This is a genomic window from Pseudoalteromonas sp. XMcav2-N (genome assembly GCF_024124545.1).
GTDB lineage: Bacteria > Pseudomonadota > Gammaproteobacteria > Enterobacterales > Alteromonadaceae > Pseudoalteromonas.
The window spans coordinates 19579-46067 of record NZ_JAMXSF010000010.1 but is presented as its reverse complement, the minus strand read 5'-3'; the positions used below and the strand labels follow the sequence as shown (position 1 = coordinate 46067).

The 26489-nt window shown below is 43.9% G+C and carries 23 protein-coding genes; 13 read left to right on the top strand and 10 right to left on the bottom strand.

The genetic code is table 11. From position 1 onward, the window contains the following. Positions 1-1191 precede the first annotated feature (1191 nt). The 3 genes from NH568_RS14010 (at position 1192) to NH568_RS14000 (ending at position 4525) form a co-directional block, all read left to right on the top strand. Positions 1192-1791: a class I SAM-dependent methyltransferase gene (locus NH568_RS14010; RefSeq protein ID WP_253048267.1), complete on the top strand. Its 600-nt coding sequence runs from the start codon at positions 1192-1194 to the stop codon at positions 1789-1791. Between the two features lie 119 nt (positions 1792-1910). After that, entirely contained in the window at positions 1911-3584 is a 1674-nt protein-coding gene (locus tag NH568_RS14005) for a hypothetical protein (protein WP_253048266.1), read from the top strand. After that, positions 3581-4525 (top strand): HNH endonuclease signature motif containing protein, encoded by a 945-nt coding sequence (locus NH568_RS14000; RefSeq protein WP_253048261.1) that lies wholly within the window; start codon positions 3581-3583, stop codon positions 4523-4525. Before NH568_RS14005 ends, NH568_RS14000 begins: the two co-directional genes overlap by 4 nt. Here the strand turns inward: NH568_RS14000 and dndE are convergent. The 4 genes from dndE to dndB are packed head-to-tail and all read right to left on the bottom strand — an operon-like array spanning position 4502 to position 9546. Further along, positions 4502-4849 (bottom strand): DNA sulfur modification protein DndE, encoded by a 348-nt coding sequence (gene dndE / locus NH568_RS13995; protein ID WP_253048260.1) that lies wholly within the window; start codon positions 4847-4849, stop codon positions 4502-4504. The genes NH568_RS14000 and dndE overlap by 24 nt on opposite strands. Then, on the bottom strand, positions 4849-6813 hold the full coding sequence (gene dndD / locus NH568_RS13990) for a DNA sulfur modification protein DndD (protein WP_253048259.1): 1965 nt from the start codon (positions 6811-6813) through the stop codon (positions 4849-4851). The genes dndE and dndD overlap by 1 nt, the downstream gene beginning before the upstream one ends. After that, on the bottom strand, positions 6813-8468 hold the full coding sequence (gene dndC, locus NH568_RS13985) for a DNA phosphorothioation system sulfurtransferase DndC (protein WP_253048258.1): 1656 nt from the start codon (positions 8466-8468) through the stop codon (positions 6813-6815). The genes dndD and dndC overlap by 1 nt, the downstream gene beginning before the upstream one ends. After that, on the bottom strand, positions 8461-9546 hold the full coding sequence (dndB, locus tag NH568_RS13980; RefSeq protein ID WP_253048257.1) for a DNA sulfur modification protein DndB: 1086 nt from the start codon (positions 9544-9546) through the stop codon (positions 8461-8463). The genes dndC and dndB overlap by 8 nt, the downstream gene beginning before the upstream one ends. 114 nt (positions 9547-9660) lie before the next feature. Between dndB and dndA the strand changes: the two genes are divergently transcribed. Continuing rightward, a complete protein-coding gene (dndA, locus tag NH568_RS13975; protein WP_253048256.1) occupies positions 9661-10788 on the top strand; it encodes a cysteine desulfurase DndA in 1128 nt (375 codons plus the stop codon). Beyond that, positions 10785-11573 carry a restriction endonuclease gene (locus NH568_RS13970; RefSeq protein ID WP_253048255.1) on the top strand — a complete coding sequence of 263 codons (789 nt, stop codon included), beginning with the start codon at positions 10785-10787 and terminating at the stop codon, positions 11571-11573. The genes dndA and NH568_RS13970 overlap by 4 nt, the downstream gene beginning before the upstream one ends. Here NH568_RS13970 and NH568_RS13965 read toward each other — a convergent pair. Further along, complete coding sequence (locus NH568_RS13965) at positions 11546-13615, bottom strand: DNA phosphorothioation-associated putative methyltransferase (RefSeq protein WP_253048254.1); 2070 nt, start codon at positions 13613-13615, stop codon at positions 11546-11548. The two genes, NH568_RS13970 and NH568_RS13965, sit on opposite strands and share 28 nt — an antisense overlap. Then, positions 13590-13757, bottom strand: a complete 168-nt coding sequence (locus NH568_RS13960) for a hypothetical protein (protein WP_253048253.1) — start codon at positions 13755-13757, stop codon at positions 13590-13592. Before NH568_RS13960 ends, NH568_RS13965 begins: the two co-directional genes overlap by 26 nt. 193 nt (positions 13758-13950) lie before the next feature. Here NH568_RS13960 and NH568_RS13955 point away from each other — a divergent pair, with 193 nt between their 5' ends. The 5 genes from NH568_RS13955 (at position 13951) to NH568_RS13940 (ending at position 18577) form a co-directional block, all read left to right on the top strand. Next, on the top strand, positions 13951-14265 hold the full coding sequence (locus NH568_RS13955; RefSeq protein WP_253048252.1) for a hypothetical protein: 315 nt from the start codon (positions 13951-13953) through the stop codon (positions 14263-14265). A gap of 371 nt (positions 14266-14636) precedes the next feature. Beyond that, positions 14637-14807 (top strand): hypothetical protein, encoded by a 171-nt coding sequence (locus NH568_RS13950; protein WP_253048251.1) that lies wholly within the window; start codon positions 14637-14639, stop codon positions 14805-14807. Between the two features lie 153 nt (positions 14808-14960). Continuing rightward, entirely contained in the window at positions 14961-15092 is a 132-nt protein-coding gene (locus NH568_RS24000; protein WP_268795181.1) for a hypothetical protein, read from the top strand. A 258-nt stretch (positions 15093-15350) separates the two neighbouring features. Continuing rightward, positions 15351-16583: a hypothetical protein gene (locus NH568_RS13945; protein ID WP_253048248.1), complete on the top strand. Its 1233-nt coding sequence runs from the start codon at positions 15351-15353 to the stop codon at positions 16581-16583. A gap of 1709 nt (positions 16584-18292) precedes the next feature. Beyond that, on the top strand, positions 18293-18577 hold the full coding sequence (locus NH568_RS13940) for a GIY-YIG nuclease family protein (RefSeq protein ID WP_290444246.1): 285 nt from the start codon (positions 18293-18295) through the stop codon (positions 18575-18577). A gap of 548 nt (positions 18578-19125) precedes the next feature. Here NH568_RS13940 and NH568_RS13935 read toward each other — a convergent pair. After that, positions 19126-19446: a hypothetical protein gene (locus NH568_RS13935; protein ID WP_253048246.1), complete on the bottom strand. Its 321-nt coding sequence runs from the start codon at positions 19444-19446 to the stop codon at positions 19126-19128. Between the two features lie 112 nt (positions 19447-19558). Here NH568_RS13935 and NH568_RS13930 point away from each other — a divergent pair, with 112 nt between their 5' ends. From NH568_RS13930 to NH568_RS13920, 3 genes are all read left to right on the top strand, one after another. Next, positions 19559-20515, top strand: coding sequence for a LysR substrate-binding domain-containing protein (locus NH568_RS13930; protein WP_253048244.1), 957 nt, complete (start codon positions 19559-19561; stop codon positions 20513-20515). 24 nt (positions 20516-20539) lie between these two features. Continuing rightward, positions 20540-21304: a transporter substrate-binding domain-containing protein gene (locus NH568_RS13925; RefSeq protein WP_253048242.1), complete on the top strand. Its 765-nt coding sequence runs from the start codon at positions 20540-20542 to the stop codon at positions 21302-21304. 151 nt (positions 21305-21455) lie between these two features. Next, a complete protein-coding gene (locus NH568_RS13920; RefSeq protein WP_253048240.1) occupies positions 21456-22574 on the top strand; it encodes a DUF4124 domain-containing protein in 1119 nt (372 codons plus the stop codon). A gap of 919 nt (positions 22575-23493) precedes the next feature. On the opposite strand, the gene NH568_RS13915 is transcribed toward NH568_RS13920, so the two are convergent. From NH568_RS13915 to NH568_RS13905, 3 genes are all read right to left on the bottom strand, one after another. Continuing rightward, the gene (locus NH568_RS13915) at positions 23494-23799 is read right to left on the bottom strand and encodes a helix-turn-helix transcriptional regulator (RefSeq protein WP_253048238.1); all 306 of its coding nucleotides are present in this window, start codon (positions 23797-23799) and stop codon (positions 23494-23496) included. A gap of 1220 nt (positions 23800-25019) precedes the next feature. Beyond that, positions 25020-25328, bottom strand: a complete 309-nt coding sequence (locus tag NH568_RS13910) for a helix-turn-helix transcriptional regulator (protein WP_235577151.1) — start codon at positions 25326-25328, stop codon at positions 25020-25022. Positions 25329-25714: 386 nt separating this feature from the next. After that, positions 25715-26143, bottom strand: coding sequence for a hypothetical protein (locus NH568_RS13905; RefSeq protein ID WP_253048236.1), 429 nt, complete (start codon positions 26141-26143; stop codon positions 25715-25717). Positions 26144-26489 lie beyond the last annotated feature (346 nt).

The window sequence follows — 26489 nt, the reverse complement described above, 5'->3', positions numbered from 1 at the left end:
TGCCCACACGGTCATCCCGGCCAACGAGCCGGGATCTGCTTACAAACGGCTCCGTAAGCCTGCGACATTCATATCAGCCAAATGCTCACACGGTCATCCCGGCCAACGAGCTGGGATCTACTAACAATCGACTCCGTAAGCCTGCGACATTCATATCAGCCAAATGCCCACACGGTCATCCCGGCCAACGAGCCGGGATCTACTAACCGGCACCACCGTAAGCCTGCGCTATTCATATCAGCCAAACGCCCACACGGTCATCCCGGCCAACGAGCTGGGATCTACTAACAGACAGCTCCGTAAGCCTGCGACATTCATATCAGCCATAACGTCCACACGGTCATCCCGGCCAACGAGCCGGGATCTACTAACCGGCACCACCGTAAGCCTTCGCTATTCATATCAGCCAAACGCCCACACAGTCATCCCGGCCAGCGAGCCGGGATCTGCTTACAAACGGCTCCGTAAGCCTGCGACATTCATATCAGCCAAATGCCCACACGGTCATCCCGGCCAACGAGCTGGGATCTACTAACAAACGGCTCCGTAAGCCTGCGACATTCATATCAGCCAGTACGCCCACACGGGGTCATCCCGGCCAACGAGCTGGGATCTACTAACAATCGACTCCGTAAGCCTGCGACATTCATATCAGCCAAATGCCCACACGGTCATCCCGGCCAACGAGCCGGGATCTACTAACAGACAGCTCCGTAAGCCTGCGACATTCATATCAGCCAAATGCTCACACGGTCATCCCGGCCAACGAGCCGGGATCTACTAACCGGCACCACCGTAAGCCTGCGCTATTCACATCAGCCAAATGCCCATACCGTACGCCAATCCTCAAACAACTCAGGCATCTAAACCAATATGTAATCAAAAGTTGAGCAATTGTTTTAAAATCGCTAACAACAGCGGACAAAAAGCTACTCAACCAGAAAAAAGTGTTGTAAATTATCCATGCGTCTGCACCAAATGATGGTCCACCTGATTACGGTCTAACTTATAGCCATTTAATTCGTAACCGTCAAAAGAAGGGCAGGCACACAACAAGAACAGTTTTAAAGTGTCGCGCAAAGGAAGTTGTAACCGCCGATTAGCAGCAAGGAGCCATAGAACACTCTGGCACCAAACCTGTCCCATGCATCACCTCCTTACCAGCTACACCACAGAGCAAACGGGTGAGTGATGTCAGACTCCACATTAGAATACTACAGCCGCAATGCCGTCAGCTTTGCCGAGGCAACCTTTGCAGTGAACATGCAGCCTCTGTATGACGAGTTTTTACCGGCCATACCCAAAGGTGGTAAAATCCTCGATGCAGGCTGCGGTTCTGGCCGCGACGCACTGGCGTTTAAAAACCGAGGCTACCGGGTCGATGCCTTCGACGCCTGCGCAGAGCTTGCTAACATCGCCAGCTTCCACCTGGAACAACCTGTCGGTTGCTTCAGCTTTGATGAACTCAGAGCAACCAACACCTTTGATGCAATCTGGTGCTGCGCCAGCCTGCTGCACGTGCCAATGGCACAGCTGCCAGACGTATTTCAGCGCCTGCAAAACGCACTCAAACCAAATGGCATCATTTATATCTCATTTAAATACGGCGACGGCGAACGCACTGCGGACGGCCGAGCATTCACCGATCTCACAGAGCAAAGCCTGAACACTTTGCTTGCACAAAACACCGGCCTTAAAGCCTGCAAAACCTGGCAAACCGGCGACCAACGCCCCGGCCGCGAACACGAACGCTGGCTCAATGCTTTGTTGGAAAGGGTGAGTGGTGAATAGTTTTACATACTACTCAAACGCACTCAATATTCCTTATAGCTTGGAGTGATTCGACTTTCATCCATTTATATGGTGTATTATATTTTACTTATGAAATAACTAGTTATTGGGGGAATAGTTTGAATAAAGTTAAATTTGAGTACGATGCTATTAAGGTCGTACAAACAAAAGAAAGTAAACCTTTAATTTTATTTGGGGCCAAGGCCGTTGATATAGAAAAGTGGGCTGGTATTCCTCAAAAGAAAACCCTCGATCCTGGAGCGGCCGAAACAACAGGGTTTCAGAGGTCAGAAAGCCCTTCTCGATTGAGACAGCTTAGCAACTTCTATAAGAATAAAGATAATGTGGTTCAAAATAATTTAATATGTAGCCTTAGAAAGTTGGAAGGTTGTAGTGTTGATTTTATTCCAAATGTACGAGAAGGAAATACCGGACAGGTAATAATTGAGTTCCCTGACTTCTATAGTTCTAGCTGGGAGACGTTATTTGCCCTTTTAAGAAGTTCTCTCGAGTCAAGGGTTGGTGGCTTTGATGTTAACAAGTCCTCTCCAAAATACTTGGAATTAAAGTCTCAAATCGGTTTGGAGAGTGATAATGAACCCGGTGATGAGTTAGAGTTGGAAGCTGAAGAGGATATTGAAGCTGCAATTTATGAAGAAAGCCATTTGAACGACTTTCTTGAAGACGTCGCAATAAGACATGAGCTTATAAAAGAGCTGGGCAGTGAAAACATTGAAGGTGACAAATTTCTTGGTTTCGATAGAGCGTCGTTAATGTCCTTTCTATTGCCAGTAACTTTAGTCGACGGCCAACATAGATTAAAAGGAGCTGTGATAGCAGCAGAAGAAAAAGCAAATGAGAATAAGCATGAAGGCATACAGCTACTTGAAAGTGGTATAGAAGCAGATCAAGTGTTTAATCAGCTGAAGCAAAAATATTCCAGGGAGCTCCCTGTTTCTTTGCTAATGGAGGATGAGCCAAAAGAACAAGTCTTTCAATTTGTAGTCATAAACCAAAAGGCGACACCGATAGGAAAGTCTTTATTGGGAACAATCATATCGACTACACTGACCACTTCTGAAATGGAGGACGTAAATGATAGACTCCTTGACTCTGGGATCGCGCTTGAAGATGCTCGAGCAATTACTTGGGCTGCGAGGAATCCTCAAAGTCCATTCTGCGGACTTGTTGAAAGAGGGACTTCGAGTGATCAAAAAGATCTTCTTCAGTGGAATGTTATGGGATCTTTAATTCAGATTTTTAGAGAGTTGAAGGGAGGAAAATTATTTCATGCAAAGAATGATTATGCTAAACGTTGGAAGGAAAAGTTTCTAGAGTCGAGTGACCTGATTGAGAGCAATGGTTTGCTGGATGCTTACAAAGAGTGGAGTGCCCTTCAAGGGCCATGGCAAGAAGTGTTCATACAGTTTTGGGTGAAAATAAAACAAGAGTTTGCACAAGATACAAACCCCAGCAGGAATAATTTTTGGGGAAATCCAAGAAAATCAAATATATTTAATAAAATATCACTAACTATTTTGGCCTCAGACTTTTTTAAGTATTTGGTAACAAAAAAAGTCACTATTAACAATGCAGAAGACATACCGGAATTAGTCGATGATTGGTTGGAAGACGTAAATAGGCAGTATTTTGATCAAGAGTGGGAGCTGTCAGGAATTAAGAAGGATAGCCCTGGTATACGTGCGAGATGGTCCGAAAACTGGGCAGAGTATCGGGAAAGTCCAGATCAATTACCTCAAGCTAGAACATTTAGAAATCCGAGAAAGTCATGAATCTAATTGTTGAGAAGCAATTGAAAGGCTCAATATGCCAGCCAAATAACAACTGGGACATGAGTATTCAAAAGGAACTATCTGCACTGAAAACGCCTGATTATCTCATCGGTCCTCGAGTGGATATATTGCAAGGGGATATCTCTAGAGAGTGGTTTAAATGGATAGTTGACCAATTTGTTGATAGCCGTTTCTTTGAGGAAGATATTAACTTCTTCAAAATTTACGAAAGTGTCAAGGAAAGCGTGGATATTCTTGTTGGTGGTCAAAAAGATTCAGATGATAAGTTATCTATAGCTCGGCTGGTCAGCGAGATGGTTGAAGAAAGAATTAAGTTTTTAATTTCGGATTCAAAACGGCGTAAATCCATTTCAAAGAATATGAAAGAAGACTTACTTGCTATTTACGGCCCAGAACCTAGGTGCTGGTTAACAGGAGTGAAATTTACAGATGAAGCAATATATAACTTTACTGCGAAACAAGAAGATAAAGTAAATTTTGACTTACCTGTATATATCGACAAATACCGGCCTATAGGAACGAAAAGCAGAGATTTGTCAATAGAAGTAGATCACTTGCATCCATTCTCACTAGGTGGTGTAGATGAAATTGATAATTACCGATTGATATGTGGATGGGCTAATAAAGTCAAAAGCAATCATATTACAGGTTACAGCACAGGCACAAAAGTAACGGGCCGCAATCAACTTTTTCCTAATAGTTTCTACTATTGGGTAATTCGAACCCTGGGGCTTAAGCGTAAATGCGAAGTTCCAGGGTGCGGTAATTCAATTGAAAATTCCGAGCTTACAGTTTGCTCTAACCTGGGGAGCTCCAAAGCTATAACGCCCGTGAGCATGAAAGTTGTATGTAAAAAGCATGACTCAAGGGCAGGGCGTTACGTAAAGAGAAGCGAACTACAAGACCCATTTCATGTCTAGGTAACTTATACCTCGATTTAGGTGTAACCTAGCAAAGTCAGTGAAGTGCACAGGAGAAAGGTGTGCACTTTGTTTTTGATAAGCTTCTCTGAGCACTGCTAAATACACATCGGCATATTCGCCAGCAAATACTTTCCACGTCATCTCAACATTGCTGTCACTCGGGATTTCTTCAAATGGTGGTGCTGACTTTTCCGCTAGTGACATGCACAGTGCCCAACGGCACAGTACATTCCAATTTTCGATACCTGTTTTGCTTTTTAGACGAATGAGCTGTTGCTTTTGTTTTTCAGAAAGTTTGATGGTGTCGATAGTGTGTAACATTAAAAATACCCTTCTGAAATAGTCGAAGTCGTTGCCTGCTCATTATAGCTAATGTGGTATTCGCGGCTGATGGCAGGTTTGAGCTTACTGTAGTAATCACCCATGATTTCTTCATCGGTAGAAAGTAGCAGCACTTGGTTTGCTGCAAACGGGAAGTAGCCTTCAATTAAGCGGGTACGATGTTTGCCGTCTAATCGCCCAAGTGGAGTGTCGATAACGGTTGGTAATTCCTTACCCGACGCTTCTGAAAGCCCCCATAAAATAGCAATCGCAAGGAGCTGGCGTTCACCTGCTGAAAGCCGGCTGGGGGAGAGTTCTTCACCGGTTTGTGCAAGAAGCGTAAGTGAAAAGCTTGTAGGGCAGATATGTACGCCACTGATTAACTGATCTTTACGAGTAAGGGCAATAAATTTTTCAGTAATTTTGTCTTGTAGTAGTTCGATATTTTCTTTTATTAAGCTTTTAGCAAAACCTTGCATGGTCTTCTTTAACTTATCAATATGGTCAACCACTTGGAGTGAACGTTTTTGCTCAAAGGTGTCTTTACTTTGTTGTGTAAGAAGGTTGGTGTAACGCTGGTTTAGCACGGCGTGTTTTGCTTGCACTTGTTCAAGTTCAGCTGATTTGGCTTTAATCAGTGTTTGCGCGTTTTTAAACTCAGCTTCAAATTGTGCCAGTTCGCTCAGTACGTGTTTTACGGTTTCGTAATCTGGGATTGATTCTTCCTTTTTCTCGAACAGAGCCTTTTTCTCAAGCAGTAGTTCACGCTCTTTGATAAGAGCCTCGCGCTCTAGTTGGTCAACCTCAAGCTTTTCTTCAAGCCCATTAAACAAATTACCAGGTAAGCCCACATAGCTTTCAACATTGGCAAGGGCTTGGCGTTCAGTAGCCATGCTTGCCATTGAGTTTTCAAGAGCAGTGCGCGTAGCATCTGGCAAAGTTTGTCCTTCAAGCGATTTTAGTAAAGTAGATTCGTAGCTTTCAATGGCCTTATTAAGCGCGCAGGCTTCGCTTGCTTGTTCTTCTAATTCCGCTTGTCTTTGTGTTTGTTTAAGTAGCGGCCTAATTAAACCAAGCGGACCAATGCCGGAATCAAGCTTGACGCGTTGTTGTTGATTGTCTTTTAACTTTTGTGCAATGGCACCGAGTTCAAAGCTGATTTGATCGCGCTCTTCAATCAGGTGTGCGCCTGAATCACGCACTTTTTGCCTTGCTTTGTTAATATCAATATTGGTCTTACCTTGCTGGTTTTGTAGCTTGGCTAGCTCAACGCTTAACTCTTCAATAATACTGTTATTGGTTTCTATCTCAGCTTCACAAGTTTCGACCTTTTCAATTACGCCGGTATCTAGATTTTCTGCTTTGCGTTTGCGCTCAATGTTATTCAAATCTAGGTGTAATTGACTGAGCAAATCTAACCCTAGTAGGCTTTCTATGCCTGTTTTGATTAGCTCATTACTGCGCTCTGGGTGGGCGAGGTTTTCTATTTTTTCACCATCGAAAAAGAATAAATCAGAAAGTGACATAGGAATAAATTCGTTTACAAATTCATCCCAGTGTTCGCTGATATATTGGTCGTGTTCGCCATTGCAGCTTACTGTAACTTTGTCTTTTGAGTTTTCAACCTGCTTTGCTACTTTCCACTCGCGGCGAACAGTAAATTTTTGTGCCTCTGTGTCTGTGGTGTGGCTGAATGTCAGCTCTAATGATACTTGCTCAGATTTAGCGACGTAACGGTTCAGTGTATTGGCTAGGTATGTACCATAGGCTAGATTTCCTCGGTTAGAGCATTTGGCATGTTTGCCGTAAAGAACGAGCTGTAACGCATCTAAAAACGTGGTTTTACCACCACCATTTAAGCCGCCAAAAAGTATAACGGGTTTATAGTTTGAAACAGATAAATCAACCGTGTGAGTGCCTTTGTAAATACCAAAGTTATGTAATGTAAGAGACTGCAATAACATTAATCTACCTCCACTACGTCAACTGGTGGGAGGGAGCTATAACCTTTTTGTTTAATACACTTGGTGATCATTTGGATCTTGTCTTTAATTTCTTCTTGTTCTTTTGGTGTGAGGCTTTGATCGTTTGTTAGCTTAATGTGTAAACGATGACGTTCGCGCTCTAGGGCAAATTCTTTTGCTTCAAACATGTTGTTGAATGCACCTTTGTCGAGCACATCATTGAGTTCATCGCTCAGTTTTGCTCTTCGAAGTTGGTTGCGGTATTTATTTGCAACGCTCATGGTGGCGCGAATTTGCTGATACAGTAAGCCTTCTTTATCGCCATGTTGCTCACAATAAGTTTTTAATTTACTTAAGGTGTCATTGTTTAAAATAGGGTGGTGCGCACGGCGTTTACCTGGATATGGCTTTTTAATTACTTGCTCATATATTTTTGGCAAGTTGTCTTCAATTTCGTGTTTATCTTCAAGCCAAATTTTACGAATGGCTTCTAACTCTTCAATTGGTAGTAGCTCTAAGTTTTTGACTTCCGCTGGACCCATGTGTTGCACGGCAACTTGTGCTTCCAGTACTTTTTTAAGCATGTGTTCACGGAATGATTGAATGTAAGGTCCATGTACTACGTCTGCACCGTGTTTGGATACATGCACGGTGAGTGTGCCATTCATGCGCCTAAAATCACGGTTGTCACGATCTTTGCGCAGCTTTACGAGCTTTTTGTCTTTATTACTATCATTGATCTCAAGCTCGTTACGAAGTGAAACAAGCGGGTACATCCATTCTTTTTCTTCGTCGTTTGAGATCATGGCATTCATTGATTTATCTTCGGTTACCATAGTGCATACGTAGCAACCAAAACGGCTATCGCCACAACTTTGCGTTGACTTGTCTACTACAAGCGGGCATTCACCGCCTTCTGTCGCACCTTGGTACATACCCATTAAGTCGTGATTTGGAAAGTTCCATGGGTTTTTAATGCTGTTTAAGTAAACCCAAACATCGTCGTTACTCCATGTTGAAATAGGTGTGTATACCCAAACTCGGTCTAACGAACCGTTTTCGGTCAAGCCAAGCGCTTTACGGGTATTGGTGGCTGAGTTTTCGTATTTTTCCATCACAGCGGCACGCGCTGTACTTTCTGCCTTACGTGTACCTAGTACTAAAATGGCTTCTCCACTCTTGTTAGCAAGGTTTTGAATAAAAGTGTTTGATGGCGATATTTTTAAACGGTCAGTACACCAACGAAACTTCATACGTGGGGCGGGGTAGCCTTTACCAATCAAGTTAACCCAAAATCGATCTTTGATTTCTGGCGTTAAGCGGTGTGGCACGATTGGTAATTGTTGTTCATCGGCAGACGTTTTCATTCTATCGAGTGATTTCTCAACCCACAAAGCAACAATTGGGTTTTCAACTAGAGTATCTGTGCTAATTACATGTACTTTTTTGTTTGCTTTGCTTTCGTCTTTTAGCTCTTGCAGGGCATACCAAACTAATTGCAAAATAGCTGTTGAGTCTTTACCACCACTGTAACCAAGTACCCATGGAATACTGTCGCTCATGTAAAGCATTTTAATATGGTCAATACTTTGCCTAATGGCCTGTTTAAGCCCGCCAGCAAAAGCAGACTGTGACTGTACTACATTATCAGTCATTGTTTGCCCCTTTGAATTTAGTTTCTTCCGCTTTTTCTTTCGGAGTTAGCGGCAACTCAAGATGGTTTTTGATCGTGGCAACAGTGAGCAGTGCTGCAGCATTGTTATGCATCATACGACCTTGATTAATGCAACGTCCTTCCCAGTTCTGTTTATTTGTTCGTCGCCAATCAATTTGCTTTAGCTTCTTAATAACTCGTTTATAGCTTTTTTGTTCAAGTAGCTGATTCCCTATGATGCCAAGGCATTTGAGAACAATAGCGGAGAAGTTTACATACTCTTTTCGGTCTTTTGCTGGTAACTCGTGGTTTTTTGCCAAGTACCAAGTATTTAAGTTTTCCGCAACACAGTCCCAGTATTGAACTGCTTCGTTAATGCATTGCTTAAGGTTTTCTTCGTTTACATTAGGACATAGCTCAAGGTTGGCTGCGTGAAGGGAGCTATGCTTAAAAAGCTTGGAGGAACGAGGTCCTAAGTTACCTTCTTCAAAACTGATAATACCGTTAAAAAAACGGCACTGTTTTGCGACTTCATTCGTTAGCACTTCCTCAGGTGAATTACCAAAAAGAACACCGTAACCTCTACCGGTCTTAACAGGAAAAAAGTTGAGGTCTCGGAAAATCTTTTGTCTTTGCTCAAGTGTTTTCCCTATATAAAAAACTACAGAAATATGTTCATTCCCCAAAGAAGGATCTCTTTCTAGCGCATCTTTAATCGCCGCTGTTCGATGTTGACCATCAGTGATGTAAAACTCTGCGTCTTCATCGACTAATAATGTTCCTATGTTCTTTCCTGGACCGCTATGTTCCGTGGGAAGAAAGGTGCATTTCCCCGAGATACAGGCTGTCAATGAAGAAAAAGTGTAACTACTTCTATTTTCATGTATGTAGTTACTGATCTGTGGGATTCTGTTAGGATTAAGGCTTCTTTGCGCTCTGTCTTCTGGGAGAAGCTCTGTTTCATCGAATGTAAATATTCGCTTTAGCCTTTTTAGCGGGCACATGACAGCGAAATACTCTTTCTCTGCTTGTGTACCGCGTATTGCTGGAAACGAAATTCCAGATATAATCTGATTCATAACACAATTCTAAAGTTCGTACGTTTAAATTTATTGTACGTACGTACAAAAATAATTGACCATGATAAATCAAATTTGATGTAAAGTCTCGCTTAAAATCTAAAAGGAGCCAACTTGTCTACTTACCTTGACTTCAGTGCAACATCCCCAGTTTTAAAAGAAGTGGCTGATTTGGTCTACAAGCTGATGGTAGAAGAGTATGGCAATGCTGGTAGCCGAACTCACGAATTTGGTGTAAAAGCTAAACAAGCTGTAGAAGCAGCTCGTAAACAAGTTGCAGAGGTGGTAGCTGCCGACAAGTCTGAAGTTATATTCACAAGCGGTGCAACTGAGAGTAATAATATCGCAATTTTGGGGTTAAGAGAGTTTGCGGAAGAGCACAACAAAAAACATATTATTACTACACGGATTGAGCATAAAGCAGTGCTTGAGCCTGTTGAGTATCTAGTTAATTGTGGTTTTGAGGTCAGCTATTTGAAGGTTGGTGAAAGTGGTCAAGTTGACCCAGATGAACTCAAATCACTATTGAGAGCAGATACAGTTCTTGTATCCATCATGCATGTAAACAATGAAACCGGTTGTATTCAGCCTATTAAAGCGCTTAGTGAAGTACTAAGCGAGCATGAAGCTTACTTTCATGTTGATGCAGCGCAAAGTTTCGGCAAGTTGAGTGATGACTTGAACCACGAACGCATCGATTTGATCAGTGCAAGTGGGCACAAAGTTTATGCTCCAAAAGGTGTTGGTGCATTAATAGCGCGCAAGAGAGGTTTTTTAAAACCCCCACTAAAGCCAATACAGTATGGCGGTGGGCAAGAGAAAGGGCTCCGCCCAGGGACTTTGCCTGTGCCTTTGATAGCTGGATTTGGTTTAGCGTGTGAAATTGCAATCAAAAATGCAGAGCAGTGGCAACTACAAGCGCAACAGCTGAAAAGCCAACTCAAAGCTGAACTTGATAAACTCGGTACTGAGTACAATGGTGAGCACACTTCGCCTTTTGTACTCAACTTCTCTGTACCAAACGTTAGTTCGGAGGCTGCCATGGTGATGCTGAAAGGAGTTGCTGCTGTCTCCAACGGATCTGCTTGTACATCAAGTAGCTATACGCCGTCACATGTGTTGACTGCAATGGGCTTAAACAAGAGTCGCATTGATGGGGCGATCAGGATATCATGGGGATGTATGACGGAGTCGCTTCCGATTCAAGAAATTATAGAAAGGATTGAACAAGTCAGAATATGACTAAGCCCACAATTGTAGAAGCTGCAAAAATTGCGTTGCAGCTTATTGACAGACCAGCAAACCTGAAGCAAATTTATGGAAAAATCCTCGAGCGTTCTTTGTATCAATTCGGTGCTAAAGATCCTTTGTCAGTGCTCAGGGTGCAGATTGAGCGTCATTGCGAAGAAACCAACTGGTCAGCTGCTGCAAAAGATAAAGTTTTTTCAAAGGATGACAATGGGTTTTACTCGCTTTTAGAGTACCGGATGAAACCTAGTCTTGATAATCTAATTTCTGAAAGTCCAGTGGACAACCTCTTACTCGTTCAGCAATTAGCTAAAAACTTGCGCCAAAATACCATAAATCAAATTCTTGAACGTTTATATAGCCTCGAGCCTGATGATTTTGAATCATTTTGCCAGCGTTTTCTTACCCGCTATGGGTTTGAAGATATGGTTGTCACACAGCGTGGACGTGATGGTGGCATCGATGTGCACGGGTATCTTGAGGTGGGTATTTCACAGCTGCATGTCGCTGCACAGTGTAAAAGGTACAAACGGGGAAACAAGGTATCACGACCTGATATCTCTCAGTTTCGTGGCGATATTCAAGGAGAATATCAGCAGGGTATTTTCATTACTACGAGTGAATTCACCCAAGAAGCGCAAGAAATTGCGTTTAAAAGAGGTTGCGTACCTATTGTATTAATTGATGGACAAACACTGGCTGAGATAATGATTGACAGAGAAATCGGTGTTACCAAAAACAACATCCCGATTTATGATGTTGAGCTTGATCTCATATAAAATTTGCCAGTTTTTAATTCAACCCCCCAATACTCAAACACTTTTTGCAGAATGTCCCAGTTGGGCCATTCTGCTTTTGGTACGCCTTTGAGCATATCTGCTAGTTTTTTATCAAAGCGTTGTTGGGCTTTGTGCTCTTTGGTGCCTGGTGTCATAAAGTCAATTTTGTTGTACAAAGGTTGCAGCGGATAGTCGGTGCCGTAGTTAAAGTAGTCTATATCTTGCTCTAGTAGTTTTACTTTAATGCGCTCTGTGAGTAGCGGGAGTTTTTTGCTGTAGTCGTCGTACTTAAGTAGGGTGACTTTGCCCGAGCGCATGTGGATTTTAATGAGGTCTATGTCGTCTAAATCGCCGTACAGCAGGGCGGCGCAGCCAACATACACGCGCAAGATGGCGGGCAGTTGGTTTAAGCGGCTTCGTGGCAAAATATAACTATGGCTATCAATGAGTTCGCCTAATTGCAGCTCTGTATAGGCATCATGACAGGCTTGTCCTATTTGGTGTGTGTCAGATACTGAAAAGAGTAGTGCTTTGGCTGCGTCAATTGCCTGGTTAAAACTCTCGAAATGGCTTTTAATGTCTCGCATTAATTGAGTCGGTAAGTGGCTTTTGGCCTGGCGTTTACCAAACAAGCTCAGTGCAATGTACACAAGGACATCTTGCTTGCGTTTGTCTTTGGCAAGCGCCATATCTTGTTGGTCGTACTGAGATTGCAATAGTGCAAAGGCTTTGTTGTGACTGCCTATAAGTGCGCGCAGTGCTTCGCTTTGTTCAAACTCTTCGTTCGCTGGTATGCGGCCATAGTGTAGGCAGTGCTGCCAAAACTCTTCGAATAACGGCTGGTGTTTTTCAAACAGAGATTGCTTTGCTGCGGTGGGTAAGCTCTTTAGGGCCGGGCGCTGGGTAATATGCTGCCAGTTATGGCTTTGAAATTGTAGCTCCGCATGATGTTGTTCTTCAAGCTCCGGGCATTTGAATACCGCGATGATCCCTTGGCCAAAGGGCGTTGTTTTTACGCGCAAAGTGTCTTCTATAAACTCGCGGATCTGCGCTTGGCTGTAGTACTTTTGAAAGGTATTGCGTTTGGTGATCACACCATCCTTAAAAGGCTTGAACTGTTCAAGCACCGAGGAATTGGTCAGCATCACAGACACAACAAGGAGTTTGTTACAATGCTCAAAGGCTTGGCGCAGGGTATCTACCCGCTCAGGGTAGTCTTCAATCACATTTAAAACAAAGCCCAAGTTTACAATATCGCTTTGTACTTTGTTGCCATTTGGCCGGTGAACCGGGTCCCAGGCGTTAATGTTTAGGCCATGTGCTTCGAGCTCAGCTGCATCATCACCAAGGCCGCTGCCGAAATCTAAGATGCTGTGATCGCCAGTTAAATAGCCAAATTTGGCTAGTTTTTGGAAAGGAGCTGATAAGCGATCTCGGTTAATTGCGGTTAGGTGGCGCTGAATGCCATTTGTAGGGGTTTTGGACGCTTGCTCTGCACATTCTTTTGGCTCTTGAATTGCTTGAAGTCTTCCTTGCTCGTCCAGCTTATAGCCTTTTCGCTTTATGAGTTTTTCCCATTGCTGCTTAAAGCCAATAGTTTTGGTGTTTTCATACAGGCCAATGGCTTCACCTTCCATAGTGATGGCTTTGAATGTGTCAACATCAGGGTGCGATGGAAGCACAAAGGTTTCCTTACGGTGCAAAATAGGTGGGTTTGCAGACTTGGTATAGTCGGTGCATTTTACGGATTGTGCTATGACATCTACCGTTGTGCTGGCACATAGTGCCGGATAAGCGTAGCGCTCAAAGTCTGGATAATGTAACAAGGTGAACTTAAAGTCTCGTTTAAAGAGCTTGAGCACATTCCAGGGCTGATCTAACTGAAGGAATTCAATCGCCTCAAACACCAAATTTTTTAATGGGGCAGGTAGGGCTGATTCTAACGCACTCTTGTGGAGGTAAATGGCGCTGGGCAATACCTTGCCAGTTTTAAGCGCTTTGATTTGTGCCTTGTATTCAGGAAAGCTGAGAGAGGTCGACATGTTCAAAATAGTAATAGTAAGCCCTGCCACGCTTTTCGAATTTAAGTTCACCACGTTCGCGGCGATGCATTAGTTCGCAGCCGCTGACCTTTAAATGCTTTTGTGTTTGTTTGCTGGTGAGCCAGTGGCCTTTGTGTGTCATGGGTTGCTCCTATGTGTTTTAACATCATAGCAAAGCTCGCTTAAATTAGTAGCGAGGATAGCGGCCATTTTTAAAGTGGGTAACTCTTTATTCATATTTATGCAGCAAAAATTAAATCTGCTCACTTTACCATCAGCTTGGGTAGCAAATTACCCGCTTACTAAACTCTAAAAATAAGTAAAAGGATTAAGAAATGAAAAAGCTGATTATTGCTGCGGCATTGAGTACGTGTGCGTTTTCTTCTGTGGCAGCAGAGGTAGTACTGGATAACGTAGGCGTCTATGCAAATAGTTCTGTAAAGCTGGATGTATGGGCGAGTGCCTACAATGCATATGGCTACTGCCATGTAAATGGTTTTGACGATGCAGTGCGTTTTACCACTAAGTGTGGTGAAGATGAGTCTACTTTTGCACGTTATGCTGGTGGCACTAAGTGGGTGCAAAAAGATAGCGGCTCAAAGAATCAGTGTTATGCACTGCTTGATACAGTGACTTGTGTTAACTACTAATAGCTGCGCAGTTGGTGGCATTGCCCGCCAGCTGAATTTTAGTCACACTTTTTAAGTGGATATTGGGCCGTGTTTGCGGCCTTTTTTAGGCCTCTTGTTATCCTCAGTTTTACTACTTGTTTTGAGTTTGGTTTCATTTTCTGATTTTTGTGCCTGGTCCTGTCCCCGGTTGATATAAGACCAAAATCTAATATCGGCAGGCTTTTTCATGTACCTGTAATGTGGTTATATTGTAACCTCATGTAATTGAGGTGGCATCAGCTTTGTGAAACCATAGCGTGTATAGCGAGCAGGATGCAAATTGAGCCAAACACTGTGTATGTCATTTCATCAACCATGAATTTATTCATCACGATAACTAAGGACAAACAATGAACACCAAAAAAATGACGCTGAACCTGCACAAAAAGGTCATTAAAAATCTAGACAATGTGGCACTTAATAAGTCGCTTACATATAAATTTGCGGGCGGCACTGGTGGTGGTTCTAATAGCTATAACGGACCTTGTTATACACCCGCAACATCCCAGCGTTATTGCTAGGGTACATTAAGTTTGTTGCTTGAATGACAGCGTTGTTTAATGTGTTTGAAGTGAGTTGAACTCAGAGGTAATAAGCGCAAGTCGGTGTTTATAACCGCCTTGTCAGTACAATTTGTGAGCTCAGGTGTTATATCGATTTTTTGGAGGTTAAGGATGCAGATTAAATTGAATAAAAAAGTCATCAAAAAACTGGATGACTCTGAGCTGGGTGAACCCGCGACTAAGCTAATTGCGGGTGGCCTGGTCAGCTCAATGTACACCATGTTGAAAACAGGTGTGTGTTAATTCCTGTCTCATGTGAACCATCTGTATTCAGATGGCCTTTTTAGCAATGTCAGGCTCCCTGTGTGGCATTGCTCTTTTTTCTGTTTTTAATGTTCACAAGGTTATACAAGGCTAGCCATCTTTATTGCTGCATAAGTGCATACTTAATGACCGAATAGACGCTTTTTTTGTATAACAGCTGTTATTTAATGGTTAATGCCTTTACCTTCGCGCTGCTGGGCGGTATAACACTCTAAACTTATGCAAAAACAAATTTCTATGTCTATTCAGTTGATTAAAAAGGCTGTTAAAGCCCTCTCGGCAAATAGTGAGCTCCAACCAGATATTCTTTACATTGAAGGATATTTAATGGGGCTGGGTGTTGCTTTGCAACCTCCTTTGCCAAGTGAATGGCTAGAGCACTTATTTGGTCACTATGAGCTCGACAATACGAAACCTTTGGAAGCCGTTATGGACTTTCAGGCTATTTGTATGCGCAAAATGATGCGAGACGAAAACGCCTTACCCAAGTCCTGTGTATTGTCTAAGTCCGATCCGAAAGAAAGTTTGCAGGCGGGAAAGCCTCTGCCACTTTATTGCATGGGTATGCTGCGCTCGCTGACCTGGATTAATATGGAGCATATTAATGCGGAACAGCGCCAGCAGTTACAATGGCTCAAAGAGGTACTGCGGGGCTTCACCAGTTATGATAAGGCCAAAAAAGAGTTTGATGATGGCGAGAGCGACTTTGAAAAAGTGCTAATCAAGCAGCGTCGAATGATCCCAACCTATGTTGCAAACACCGCTTATGCGATGCGCTTTGCCGACGATATGGTCGAAGTACTGGGCGAATATGGCATTACCGATGAGGAAATGCTGGAGCAGGCCAACGAAGTATTCAATGAGATGCTGGCAGAAGTATTGGACCGTGACGATGAGGCTGCGATTACAGAGTTTGATGGTCTGGTTGAAAAGTTTGAGGCCAATATGATCACCCCGGATTTCGTGACCGAAAACATGGGGGTATTCTGGAAAATGCACGAAACCCGGCCCTATATGATGTTACGGGCTAAGCGGGCGCATTTAAATTTGTCTTACGGGCATGCAGATAAGGCAGCAAAAGAGCTTCAGGATTTATTGCAACTCAACCCAAATGATAACCAGGGAAATCGCTATTTATTACTCAATTGCCTGATTGTGATGAAAGACTGGGCACAGCTTAGAGACTATCTTGGCCAGTTCAGTGAATGCTCTACCTTTACTCAGGCCGCTCATGCGCTGATGCTGTATGCTACCGAAGGTGACTCTGCACATAGCCGTGAGGCCAAAAGAGCACTGAAAGACTATAACAGCCATTTTCAGATGGTTGCTACGGGGCAGAAAAAAGCAAAACCTTATCTGGATACCTATTCTCCTGGCAGTGAAGAGGAAGTCGATTACTACCTCGAAGCGGGCGGTAAAAAAGCCTGGTTGAGTGTAGAGGGTAGCTTGTTCTGGCTCAGGCAGAAGTAGACTGAACAGAGAGCATGTTCAGTAAACTCCGACAGGTATTGGCCGGCATGTTTTTCACCAAATCCAAGTGCTGGGCTGTTCAGCCCTTCGAATATAGCCAGCGATTGTTTTTTAAATATCTCTTTTTCCGGATTTGATAGGGAAGCGGCTATCAGGCTGTGTGGAACCGGGGGTTGTTCTTTGGCACTGGTGATCAAACGACCGTATTTACACCACACTCCGTCATCCCGCACTTGATGCGGGATCTACTTGCCGGCGACTCGGTTTGGCAAAGTTAGAGCCATATCTGAAAATCTGTGCGGCTCGAGTTGTACTTTGAATGGTTCCCGGCTCGTTGGCCGGGATGACGAGAGGAGGTGTGGAATTGGGGAGTTTTGTCACTGGTGAGTAAGCGACACCATATTAACTCTTCACTCCGTTGAATGGTTCCCGGCTCGTTGGCCGGGATGACGAGAAGAGGTGTGGAATTGGGGATCTTTGTCTCTGGTGAGTACACGACACCATATTAACTCTTCACTCCGTTGGATGGTTCCCGGCTCGTTGGCCGGGATGACGAGAGGAGGTGTGGAACCGGGGATTCTTTGTCACTGGTGAGTACACGACACCATATTAACTCTTCACTCCGTTGGATGGTTCCCGGCTCGCTGGCCGGGATGACGAGAGGAATTGGGGATCTTTGTCTCTGGTGATCAAACGACCGTATTTACACCACACTCCGTCATCCCGCACTGATGCGGGATCTACCTACCGACAATGTGGTTGGCAATCTTGAGCCATATCTGAATATCTGTGCGGTTCGAGTTGTACTTTGAATGGTTCCCGGCTCGTTGACCGGGATGACGAGAAGAGTTGTGGAATTGGGGATTCTTTGTCACTGGTGAGTACACGACACCATATTAACTCTTCACTCCGTTGGATGGTTCCCGGCTCGTTGGCCGGGATGACGAGAAGAGGTGTGGAACCGGGGATTCTTTGTCACTGGTGAGTACACGACACCATATTAACTCTTCACTCCGTTGGATGGTTCCCGGCTCGTTGGCCGGGATGACGAGAGGAGTTGTGGAATTGGGGATCTTTGTCTCTGGTGATCAAACGACTGTATTGTCACCACACTCCGTCATCCCGCACTTGATGCGGGATCTACCTACCGACAATGTGGTTGGCAATCTTGAGCCATATCTGAATATCTGTGCGGTTCGAGTTGTACTTTGAATGGTTCCCGGCTCGTTGGCCGGGATGACGAGAAGAGGTGTGGAACCTGGGATTCTTTGTCACTGGTGAGTACACGACACCATATTAACTCTTCACTCCGTTGGATGGTTCCCGGCTCGCTGGCCGGGATGACGAGAGGAATTGTGGAATTGGGGATCTTTGTCTCTGGTGAGTACACGACACTATATTAACTCTTCACTCCGTTGGATGGTTCCCGGCTCGTTGGCCGGGATGACGAGAGGAATTGTGGAATTGGGGCACCTTTGACACAAGTGATCAAACGACCGTATTGACACCACACTACGTCATCCCGCACTTGATGCGGGATCTACTTGCCGGCGACTCGGTTTGGCAAAGTTAGCGCCATATCTGAATATCTGTGTGGCTCGAGTCGGCTCGTTGGCCGAGATGACTGAGTTAGTTTTTATGACAATACGAAACAGAGGATGAGATTGTAGGCTAAAATTTTTATACGAAAAGAAGGAAAGGATATCCTGATGCAAGCATATGTATACATCATGGCTTCGGCTCCCTGTGGCACTTTATATACAGGTGTCACGACTAACCTGAAGCAACGAGTATGGCAGCACAAGAGTAAAATTGATTTATCGTGTTTTACCGCTAGGTATGAAGTACTAAACCTTGTTTATTATGAAGTGAGCCAAAGCATCCAAAGTGCAATTAAACGAGAAAAGCAGCTTAAACGTTGGCGACGACGTTGGAAAATTGAGCTAATAGAAAAAAGGAATCTGGATTGGCGAGATTTGTATTCTTCGCTTTGACCTATGTTTAGATGACCTAAGGATTGGAGCTTGCTATGATAATAAGTGATTGTTTTAAAGGTAGAAATTAATTCATTGCCGTTATTGAAGTGCCCACATTCCGTCAATAAAGTGACCTCACACTCCGTCATCCCGCACTTGATGCGGGATCTACTTACCGGCGACTCGGTTTGGCAAAGTTAGCGCCATATCTGAATATCTGTGCGGTTCGAGTTGTACTTTGAATGGTTCCCGGCTCATTGGCCGGGATGACGTGAAGAGGTGTGGAACCGGGGAGTTTTGTCACTGGTGAGTAAACGACACCATATTAACTCTTCACTCCGTTGAATGGTTCCCGGCTCGTTGGCCGGGATGACGAGAGGAGTTGTGGAATTGGGGCACCTTTGACACAGGTGAGTATACGACCTCGCATTAACTCTTCACTCCGTTGGATGGTTCCCGGCTCGTTGGCCGGGATGGCGAAAGGAGATTAGGTTAGATGACGAGTGGGGGGCGGAGTGGTGTGACTTTTCAGTCTTCTGTAAATCTGCGTGTCGGCCTAGTCCAACCTAAAGCTGACCGAGAAACGCTTTTGCTGTTTTACGTGCCAGACAGTGGGTGATCGGGGCGCTGCTAAAGTCCTGTTGGGATACGTTGACGTTTTTGCTTTCCAACACTTGGTTGTTGGAATGCACCTTGACACGGCAGTTGGTTGTGCTGCCTTCTTCGCTGTAGATCAGCTCTACACGTTCGGCTTTCATAATTAAGTTTTTGTATGGGTATCCTTCGCTGGTGTAGACTTTGTCTGCCATAACGGTTGACCGGGCATATACGGCGTTGCTTACCAATAAGCCCAATAATGCTAGCGTTAATAGTAAATAGGTTCTCATTGTTTTGCTCCTGTTGTGTGTTTTACAGCTGCAAGTATTACCCTGCGACACTGAGCTGACAAACGAGTAATTGTTTTCTATAGTTAAGAAAAACTTAATTATGAGGTGCGTGATGGCGTACAAAATGCCGCCATTTAAAGGGTTATGGTACTTTCATGTTGCCGCGCAGCTGGGGAGCTTTAAGCTCGCGGCAGAGGTGTTGTTTGTGACTCAGGCGGCGATAAGCCAGCAGATCAGGGCATTGGAATCGGCTTTGGGGTGCGAACTATTTGACCGTCAGGTCAGAAAAGTCACGCTTACCCGTGAAGGGATGGCATTGCTGCCACATCTTACGCAGGCATTTTCCCAAATAGAGCAGGGGATAGAGGCGCTTCAGGCTGAGCCTCAGCCTAATGTACTCAACTTGTCAGTATTGTCGTCATTTGCAACTTGCTGGCTATTACCCAAAATGCCATTGTTCAATCAGGTGAATCCGCACCTGCAGCTGCGTATAGACCCCAGCGATGCTCAGGCCGACTTTCGAAATGGCGATGCCGATATTGGTATTCGGTTTGGGCTGGGCGAATATCCGGGGTTAAAAAGCGAATTAATCGCTGAAGACACGGTACTGTTGGTGTATAAACCCGGGTTGATCGACCCTGATAAATCTTTAAAAGCGCAGCTGGCGTCATTGCCGTTTATTCAGGATATCTGCCCTGACGCACAGCAGGCCTGGACGGCACTGAATCATGATTTGGGAAATCGTGAGCCGAAACCCAGCCAAATGGGCATAGATAACGCTGCTCTGGTGCTACAGGCTGCCGTTGCCGGACAGGGGGCAGCCATGCTACGTAAAAGCTTGTTAGAACTGGCTGTATCTTTAGGCCAGCTTGATGTTTATCCGCACTTTTCGTGGCCGTGTCGTTACAAGTACTATCTGGTCGCGCCTGCTGCTCATTTTGAATGGCCAAAGGTTCAGGCATTCAGAAATTGGCTTATTGCGCAGTTTATGGCAGGCGAACAGGAAACCCAAACAGCGGGTGCTGGCGGAGTGTTGGGTAATTCTATGCTAAACTCAAGCTTGGAATAAGTTCTAAAAAGGCACCTTTTTAATATGGTTGACGGTTTTAAGTTATTGATTAAATTACTTATCACTTCAAACCTGTTACTCGTTTGTCATGATGCATTTGCAAAAGAGCTTACGGTGGCTTTTGGTCTTAGCCGCCCGCCTTATGTGGATGAGCGAAGTGGCTCCGGGATCAGTGTTGAGTTATTTAAACAGGCAGCCGAGCCTCTGGGGTGGCAATACAAAACATTGTTTGTATCAATCAAACGGATGAAACGTCTGGTCGAGCGCGGGGATATTGACGTAGCTGTTGAAATGTCTCGCGCTCAACCCGGATTGCATTATTCCATTCCTTTTATCTCTTACAGTAATTATGCAATACACAGTCGCAACCCGGACTTTACCCTGAACTCGATGCAAGATTTGGCCAGCCACAGCATTTGCGCATGGCAAAATGCGTCTGAGCACCTCAAACTGAATGAAATAGTGGCCGGTAAAGAAGATTATCTGGAATTTTCAAAGCAGCGCGATCAGGTTATTGACTGGCTGAACGGCAAGTGTGATGTGATTTTGATTGACGACACGCTACTGCACTGGCACCTGTCTGAGCTTAATCAATCGCCTTCTGTCGTCATTAATAGGCAATGGGGCAAAGTGCTATTACCTTTTGAGAGCAATCCGCTGTGGTTTTATGTTGCATTTGCTGACCCTCAGTTAAGAGATGAGTTTAATGTCAGTCTTAAAAAGCTGGTACAGACTGGTCGATATCAGCAAATAAGGGAACACTGGAATAGTGTGGCAAAAGGCAGGTAAGTGCGGGGACTATAAACTCTTTAGATTAACAACTATGCTTCTATCAATTGCAAAATAGCGCTAACCCAATAGAGTAATTATTTGTATCGATTACGCATAGTGTATCATCTTCTACAGATCTACTTCAGTCGCCAAGGAGGCGCTTTAATAAATGAAAGACTGGATATCGAACCTGCTGTTGCTGGTATTCGTAATGTTTGCGCTGTATATGAATCGTGTACTTATCGCCGATCTGCTGGGTGTGAACATCTTTACTGAGCCTGCTATACAAAATAAAACCGTTTATGAGGCAAGTCAGCCCCAATACAGCACCCAAACTACTACACGATATAACGCCAACGATCAAGAAGCTGAACATTCGGAGCATTCTTCATGTGGCACACCGGCTCTGTACCAGTGCGATAGTGCTTCACTGGGTAAAGTGAAAATGCAAAACGCCGACGGTATATACACCTGGCAGGACGACAGAGGGATCACGCACTTTAGCGACCGGCCGCCAGAGCAGGGCGCGATGCAATATCGGTTTAAAGCAAATCAGGTGTTGGACTATTTTGAGCTGGAACTGGATCCGGGCGCGCAGAGTACCGGCTTTCGTAATCGCCTTGAGGCAAAGCTGAATGCTGTATTTCGTACCTATGCCGGGATGATTGGCCTGCAAGCGATGCGTAAAGTCAAGCTGCGCATAGTCGTTGCTAATAATCGCAGCGCCTATATTAAAATGCTTGAAGTATTAGATGCCAGCCCGCACGGCAATCAGGGTATTTACGTGTCTAAGCACAATATCGCTGTAGTGGAATATCGTAACGAAGCACAGGCCATGCGTACCGCTGTCCATGAAGCGGTTCACGCGATTAATCAGGCTGTGCTGGGTAATTCGCCACGTTGGTTTAACGAGGGAGTAGCAGAATATTTTGAGTACATAGAAACGTCTATGAACCTGAGCAAGTTAAAACCCAATAAAACCTGGGTGCGTAACGATTATCTGGTAGGTACTTTGGTGCATCCCAATAGCTTGTTTGAGGCGGCCGGTTCCTGGAGAGGTAAAGCACAAAGGCGAATGTACAAAAGTAGCTGGGCATTTATCTATTACCTTATGAGCTCGCAACGCGGACGTTCCCAGTTAAAGCATTATATGCGGCTGGAGCAGGATAACCCCTGTGATCTGCTTGAATACAACCAGATCCAGTCCATTTTTGAGACCGGAGCAGGGCAGTTTGAGAACAGTTACGCACAATTGGCAAGACAAAGGCTAACAGCACATCGATTTTAGGCGGTTGTTGGGCTGGCAGCTCTAAAGGTTGTTGATGGTTCCCGGCTCGTTGGCCGGGATGACGAGAGCAGGTGAGGAGCTGGGGGAACGCTGGCACAGGCGATAAAATGACTCTGCGTTAACTCTACACTCCGTCATCCTGCACCAATCCTCGTCATACTGCACGACTCCTTGTCATACTGCACCACTCCTTGTCATACTGCACGACTCCTTGTCATACTGCACTTGATGCGGGATCTACGTACAGGCGACGCGGTTTAGAAATTTTGAGCGATATCTGAAAATCCATACAGCTATATGTGGCATTCCAGCTGGATGTAGGATGGTTCCCGGCTCGTTGGCCGGGATGACGGCTAGTTATCTTTATATTGTCGACGATTCCGGTGCCTTATTCGTACGATAGAACTCTTCTCTGGCTCTTGCTTTAGCAGCGTAGGTGACGAGTGCACAGAGCGTGAAAAAGTTTATAAACAGTACAACGTTTAATCGGATGTTGTTCTTTATGAAGAGCTGATCCAGAAACTTCCATTTATATAACCAAACTTCGATATAAACAATGAAGTTAATTGCTATGTCAACCCCGAACAACATCAGAAGTCCTATTTCCTGCAGTGCGAGGTGGTGATTGTTATAGACTCGGCGGAAAAAATCCCAGTGTGTTTTTTGATATATCCAGTACGCGATATGTTTTCTGTAAATGATAGGAATACAAAATATCAAATCGAACACGATGCAATAAAGGTAAAAGTGTGTTGTCCAGGTCAAGGTTATAGGGAGTATGGCATCATCGATTGCCTCAAGACCAAAAAGAAATAGTAAAAAGTAGCGAGAGCACTCATATTTCCAGGTCGAAACAAGTGCAATTATCATCGCAATAAATGTTAGATAATAGACGAAGTCATATATGCTGATGTCCATTCTATTTATCCTCCTCGTCTTGCTCTTCATCGGAGTCTTTAGCTTCACTACTCGTAACAAAGCCAAAATACATACTGACCATGTCCTTACCAAAAATTAGAAACAGGTCGAGTAGCTGTGCACTGGTCATTTCGGTTTTACCGCTTTCCCAGTTACTGACGGTGGATTGGTCTACTTTTGAGGTCATTTTGGCGGCGAGCTCTCGCTGACTGAGCCCCATCTCCTGGCGCATCTGTCGAATAGAGCGTTGTAACTGCAGCTTGAACTTATCAATTTCCTTTTTGCGCTTCCCTGTTGTTGTTGTCATTCTTATATCCGCAAGTTTTATGTGGAGAAGAATTTTACACAACAGATACTATGTATCAATAAATAAGAATGGGTTAGCTACTTTTAATGAATATATTAATGGGGCTAACTATAGCGGAAGGATGAAGTCTTATGGCTAGGAATCATGTGATGAATATATTCATCAACGAATAGAGCTCATAGTCAATAATTTTAGCTATTTAGAAAAATTATAACCGATAAAGCTAAGAGCTCTAAAAGATGAGGATATAGATATGTAATAGAAAACGCGCTGTAGGAATTACAGCAAGGAAAGCAACTATTACTTTAATGTGATGCTAGCCACTTGTGTATTACTATTCCAACGGTGCTTCTAGAAAAGAGCCAGTTGCTATCCAGGCTTCTTTTTGCAAACGGGTGGCGTATAAACAGCCGTCCTATCCGGTAGATCTGGACCACCGGTGCCGCCGCCATCATAAACTTTTACAAGTGAATTTCTTGGAACTTTAGCCATGATAATATCTATCCTTAAAGGCGTTTTTCAATATGTGTAGCTAATGAAAAAGTTAGCAAACGTGAGACTATTTAGAGGCTAGCCGCATTTATTCTTTGGAACAGGTGGTATGTAAACAGCGGTACGGTCTGGAAGGCCAGGACCACCGCCACCACCACCGCCGCCCAAACCTGCATGAATTTTTCTTAATAAGTCTGTTGGTATTCTAATCATGATAGTGTTTCTCCCGTAGAGGTGTTTTTACAACGTAAGTAAGTAGTGCACATATACCAAACAAATGTAAACCAATTTGAATGGGGTTTCTGAATATAAGCTTAATGTAAGGGTTGTCGATTACATAAAGCTTATAGAGCCATATCTCTATATAAACAATGAAGTTAATCACGAAGTTGAGACTAAAGATCAACAGTAAACCAATTTCCTGCAAGGAATAGTGATGAGACTCATAGACCCTTCTAAAAAAGTCCAAACCTGTCTTATTATACAGCCAGTTAGATGTTGCTTTTCGATATAGAATGGGAGCCACAAACATGACATCTAAAATCATGCAATACAAGTAGTGGTGTGTAGTCCATGTTAAGCTGGTCTTATACAGCGCTTCGTCAATTAGCTCTACTATTAATAACAGGAAGAGAAAGTAACGCGAGCACTCATATTTCCACGTAGCTAACAAAGCAAATATGATTATCGGAAGTGGGGCATACGTAATAAAAGTACCAAAATCCATCCTAAGACTCCTTCTCTTCTTGTTCTTTTTTGGTGTCTGACTCTTTTTCTGCGTTATTCAAGAAGCCGAAGTACATCGCCACCATATCTTTACCAAAGATCAGAAATAAGTCCAGTAATTGGGCACTGGTCATTTCTGTTTTTCCACTTTCCCAGTTACTCACAGTGGATTGGTCAACTTTTGAGGACATTTTGGCAGCTAATTCCCTCTGACTCAAGCCCACCTCAATGCGCATTTGCCGGATAGATCGCTGCATTTGTACTTTAAACTTGTCAATTTGCCGTTTTCTCTTCCCTGGACTGTTCTTCATATTATTTCCTGTAAGAGGTATATTGATTATATTTTACTTTATTGTAACGTTGCTGCAATGTTTAATACCATGCGTCCTGCAATTGATGAAAACATTCATCACTTCTCAGCTTTTAGGTTTGTACGGCTATTATTCACTCTGTAAACGTTTTGGTTTTCTACTTTTTATACATTTAGGCCGGAAAATGTTCAAAGGTGTACGAGAAAGCACTCAGGAACAGCGTCGTTGCGTATTTTAGCGCAATGTAAGCTTGAGGTGAATTAGTTTGTATATTGGATATTGTTTTGGTGCGTAATTGTAGGGGGAATTACCAAGAAACTGGCAACCAACGCAAAGCAATTAATCAAGCTTAATGGGCAAATCTCAACACTGCAAAGTGAGGCAGTTTAAAGCAGCTCACTTCGTATGATTCGGGCAATGGAGGTTAAATCTGTCTGACGTTGCATGGCCTCGCTTTTACTGATCCCTTTGATAGCCTCGTAATCATCCAAAAAGAACGCGGTATCATACTTGTTTGAACGGGGGCATTTAACATAGACCAGCACATAACAATATTGAAATATTTGGTCTAATGAGCGGAAAAAGTCGATATCGCTGGCACTGATGTTTGGCTTTACCGTGTCGTTTAGCCTGTTTAGATAAACATGCTTGATATAGACCGAGCGGCCGTTGCGGGAGTACTTTGCAATATCGTGAACCCCTTGATTAAAAACGGTTTTAATCTGTACATCGCTTAGTGTTACCAGGCTGGAAGTAAACATGTCTGTGCCTGATTTGTGCGCCGACGTGGCCCATGACTTAAATTGTTCGAACATATCTTGGCTCCTTCAAGTATTGTTATTCAACGGGTTATGTACCTGGTTGCTATGTCCTTTAGTTCGTTTTTTTGCAGAGATTGTTATGCAACCATGTTGTTATAGTGTTAAATCATAGCCTAATTGAATATTAATGTGTTCATTAGTTGTAACTTTTTTAACGGGAAACTTACTACCCAGCACTAAAAGGCCGCGCTTAACGTGTTTTACGTTAGCAAAATGTTTCTTTTTTGACCGGTAAGCGCGAGCTCTAGTATCGGTTGCTCATAAGCACAAGTAATCAAACTAACACTGTCATAGCCCCAAACACCGCCATCCCGCACAACTCCCTGTCATCCCGCACTTG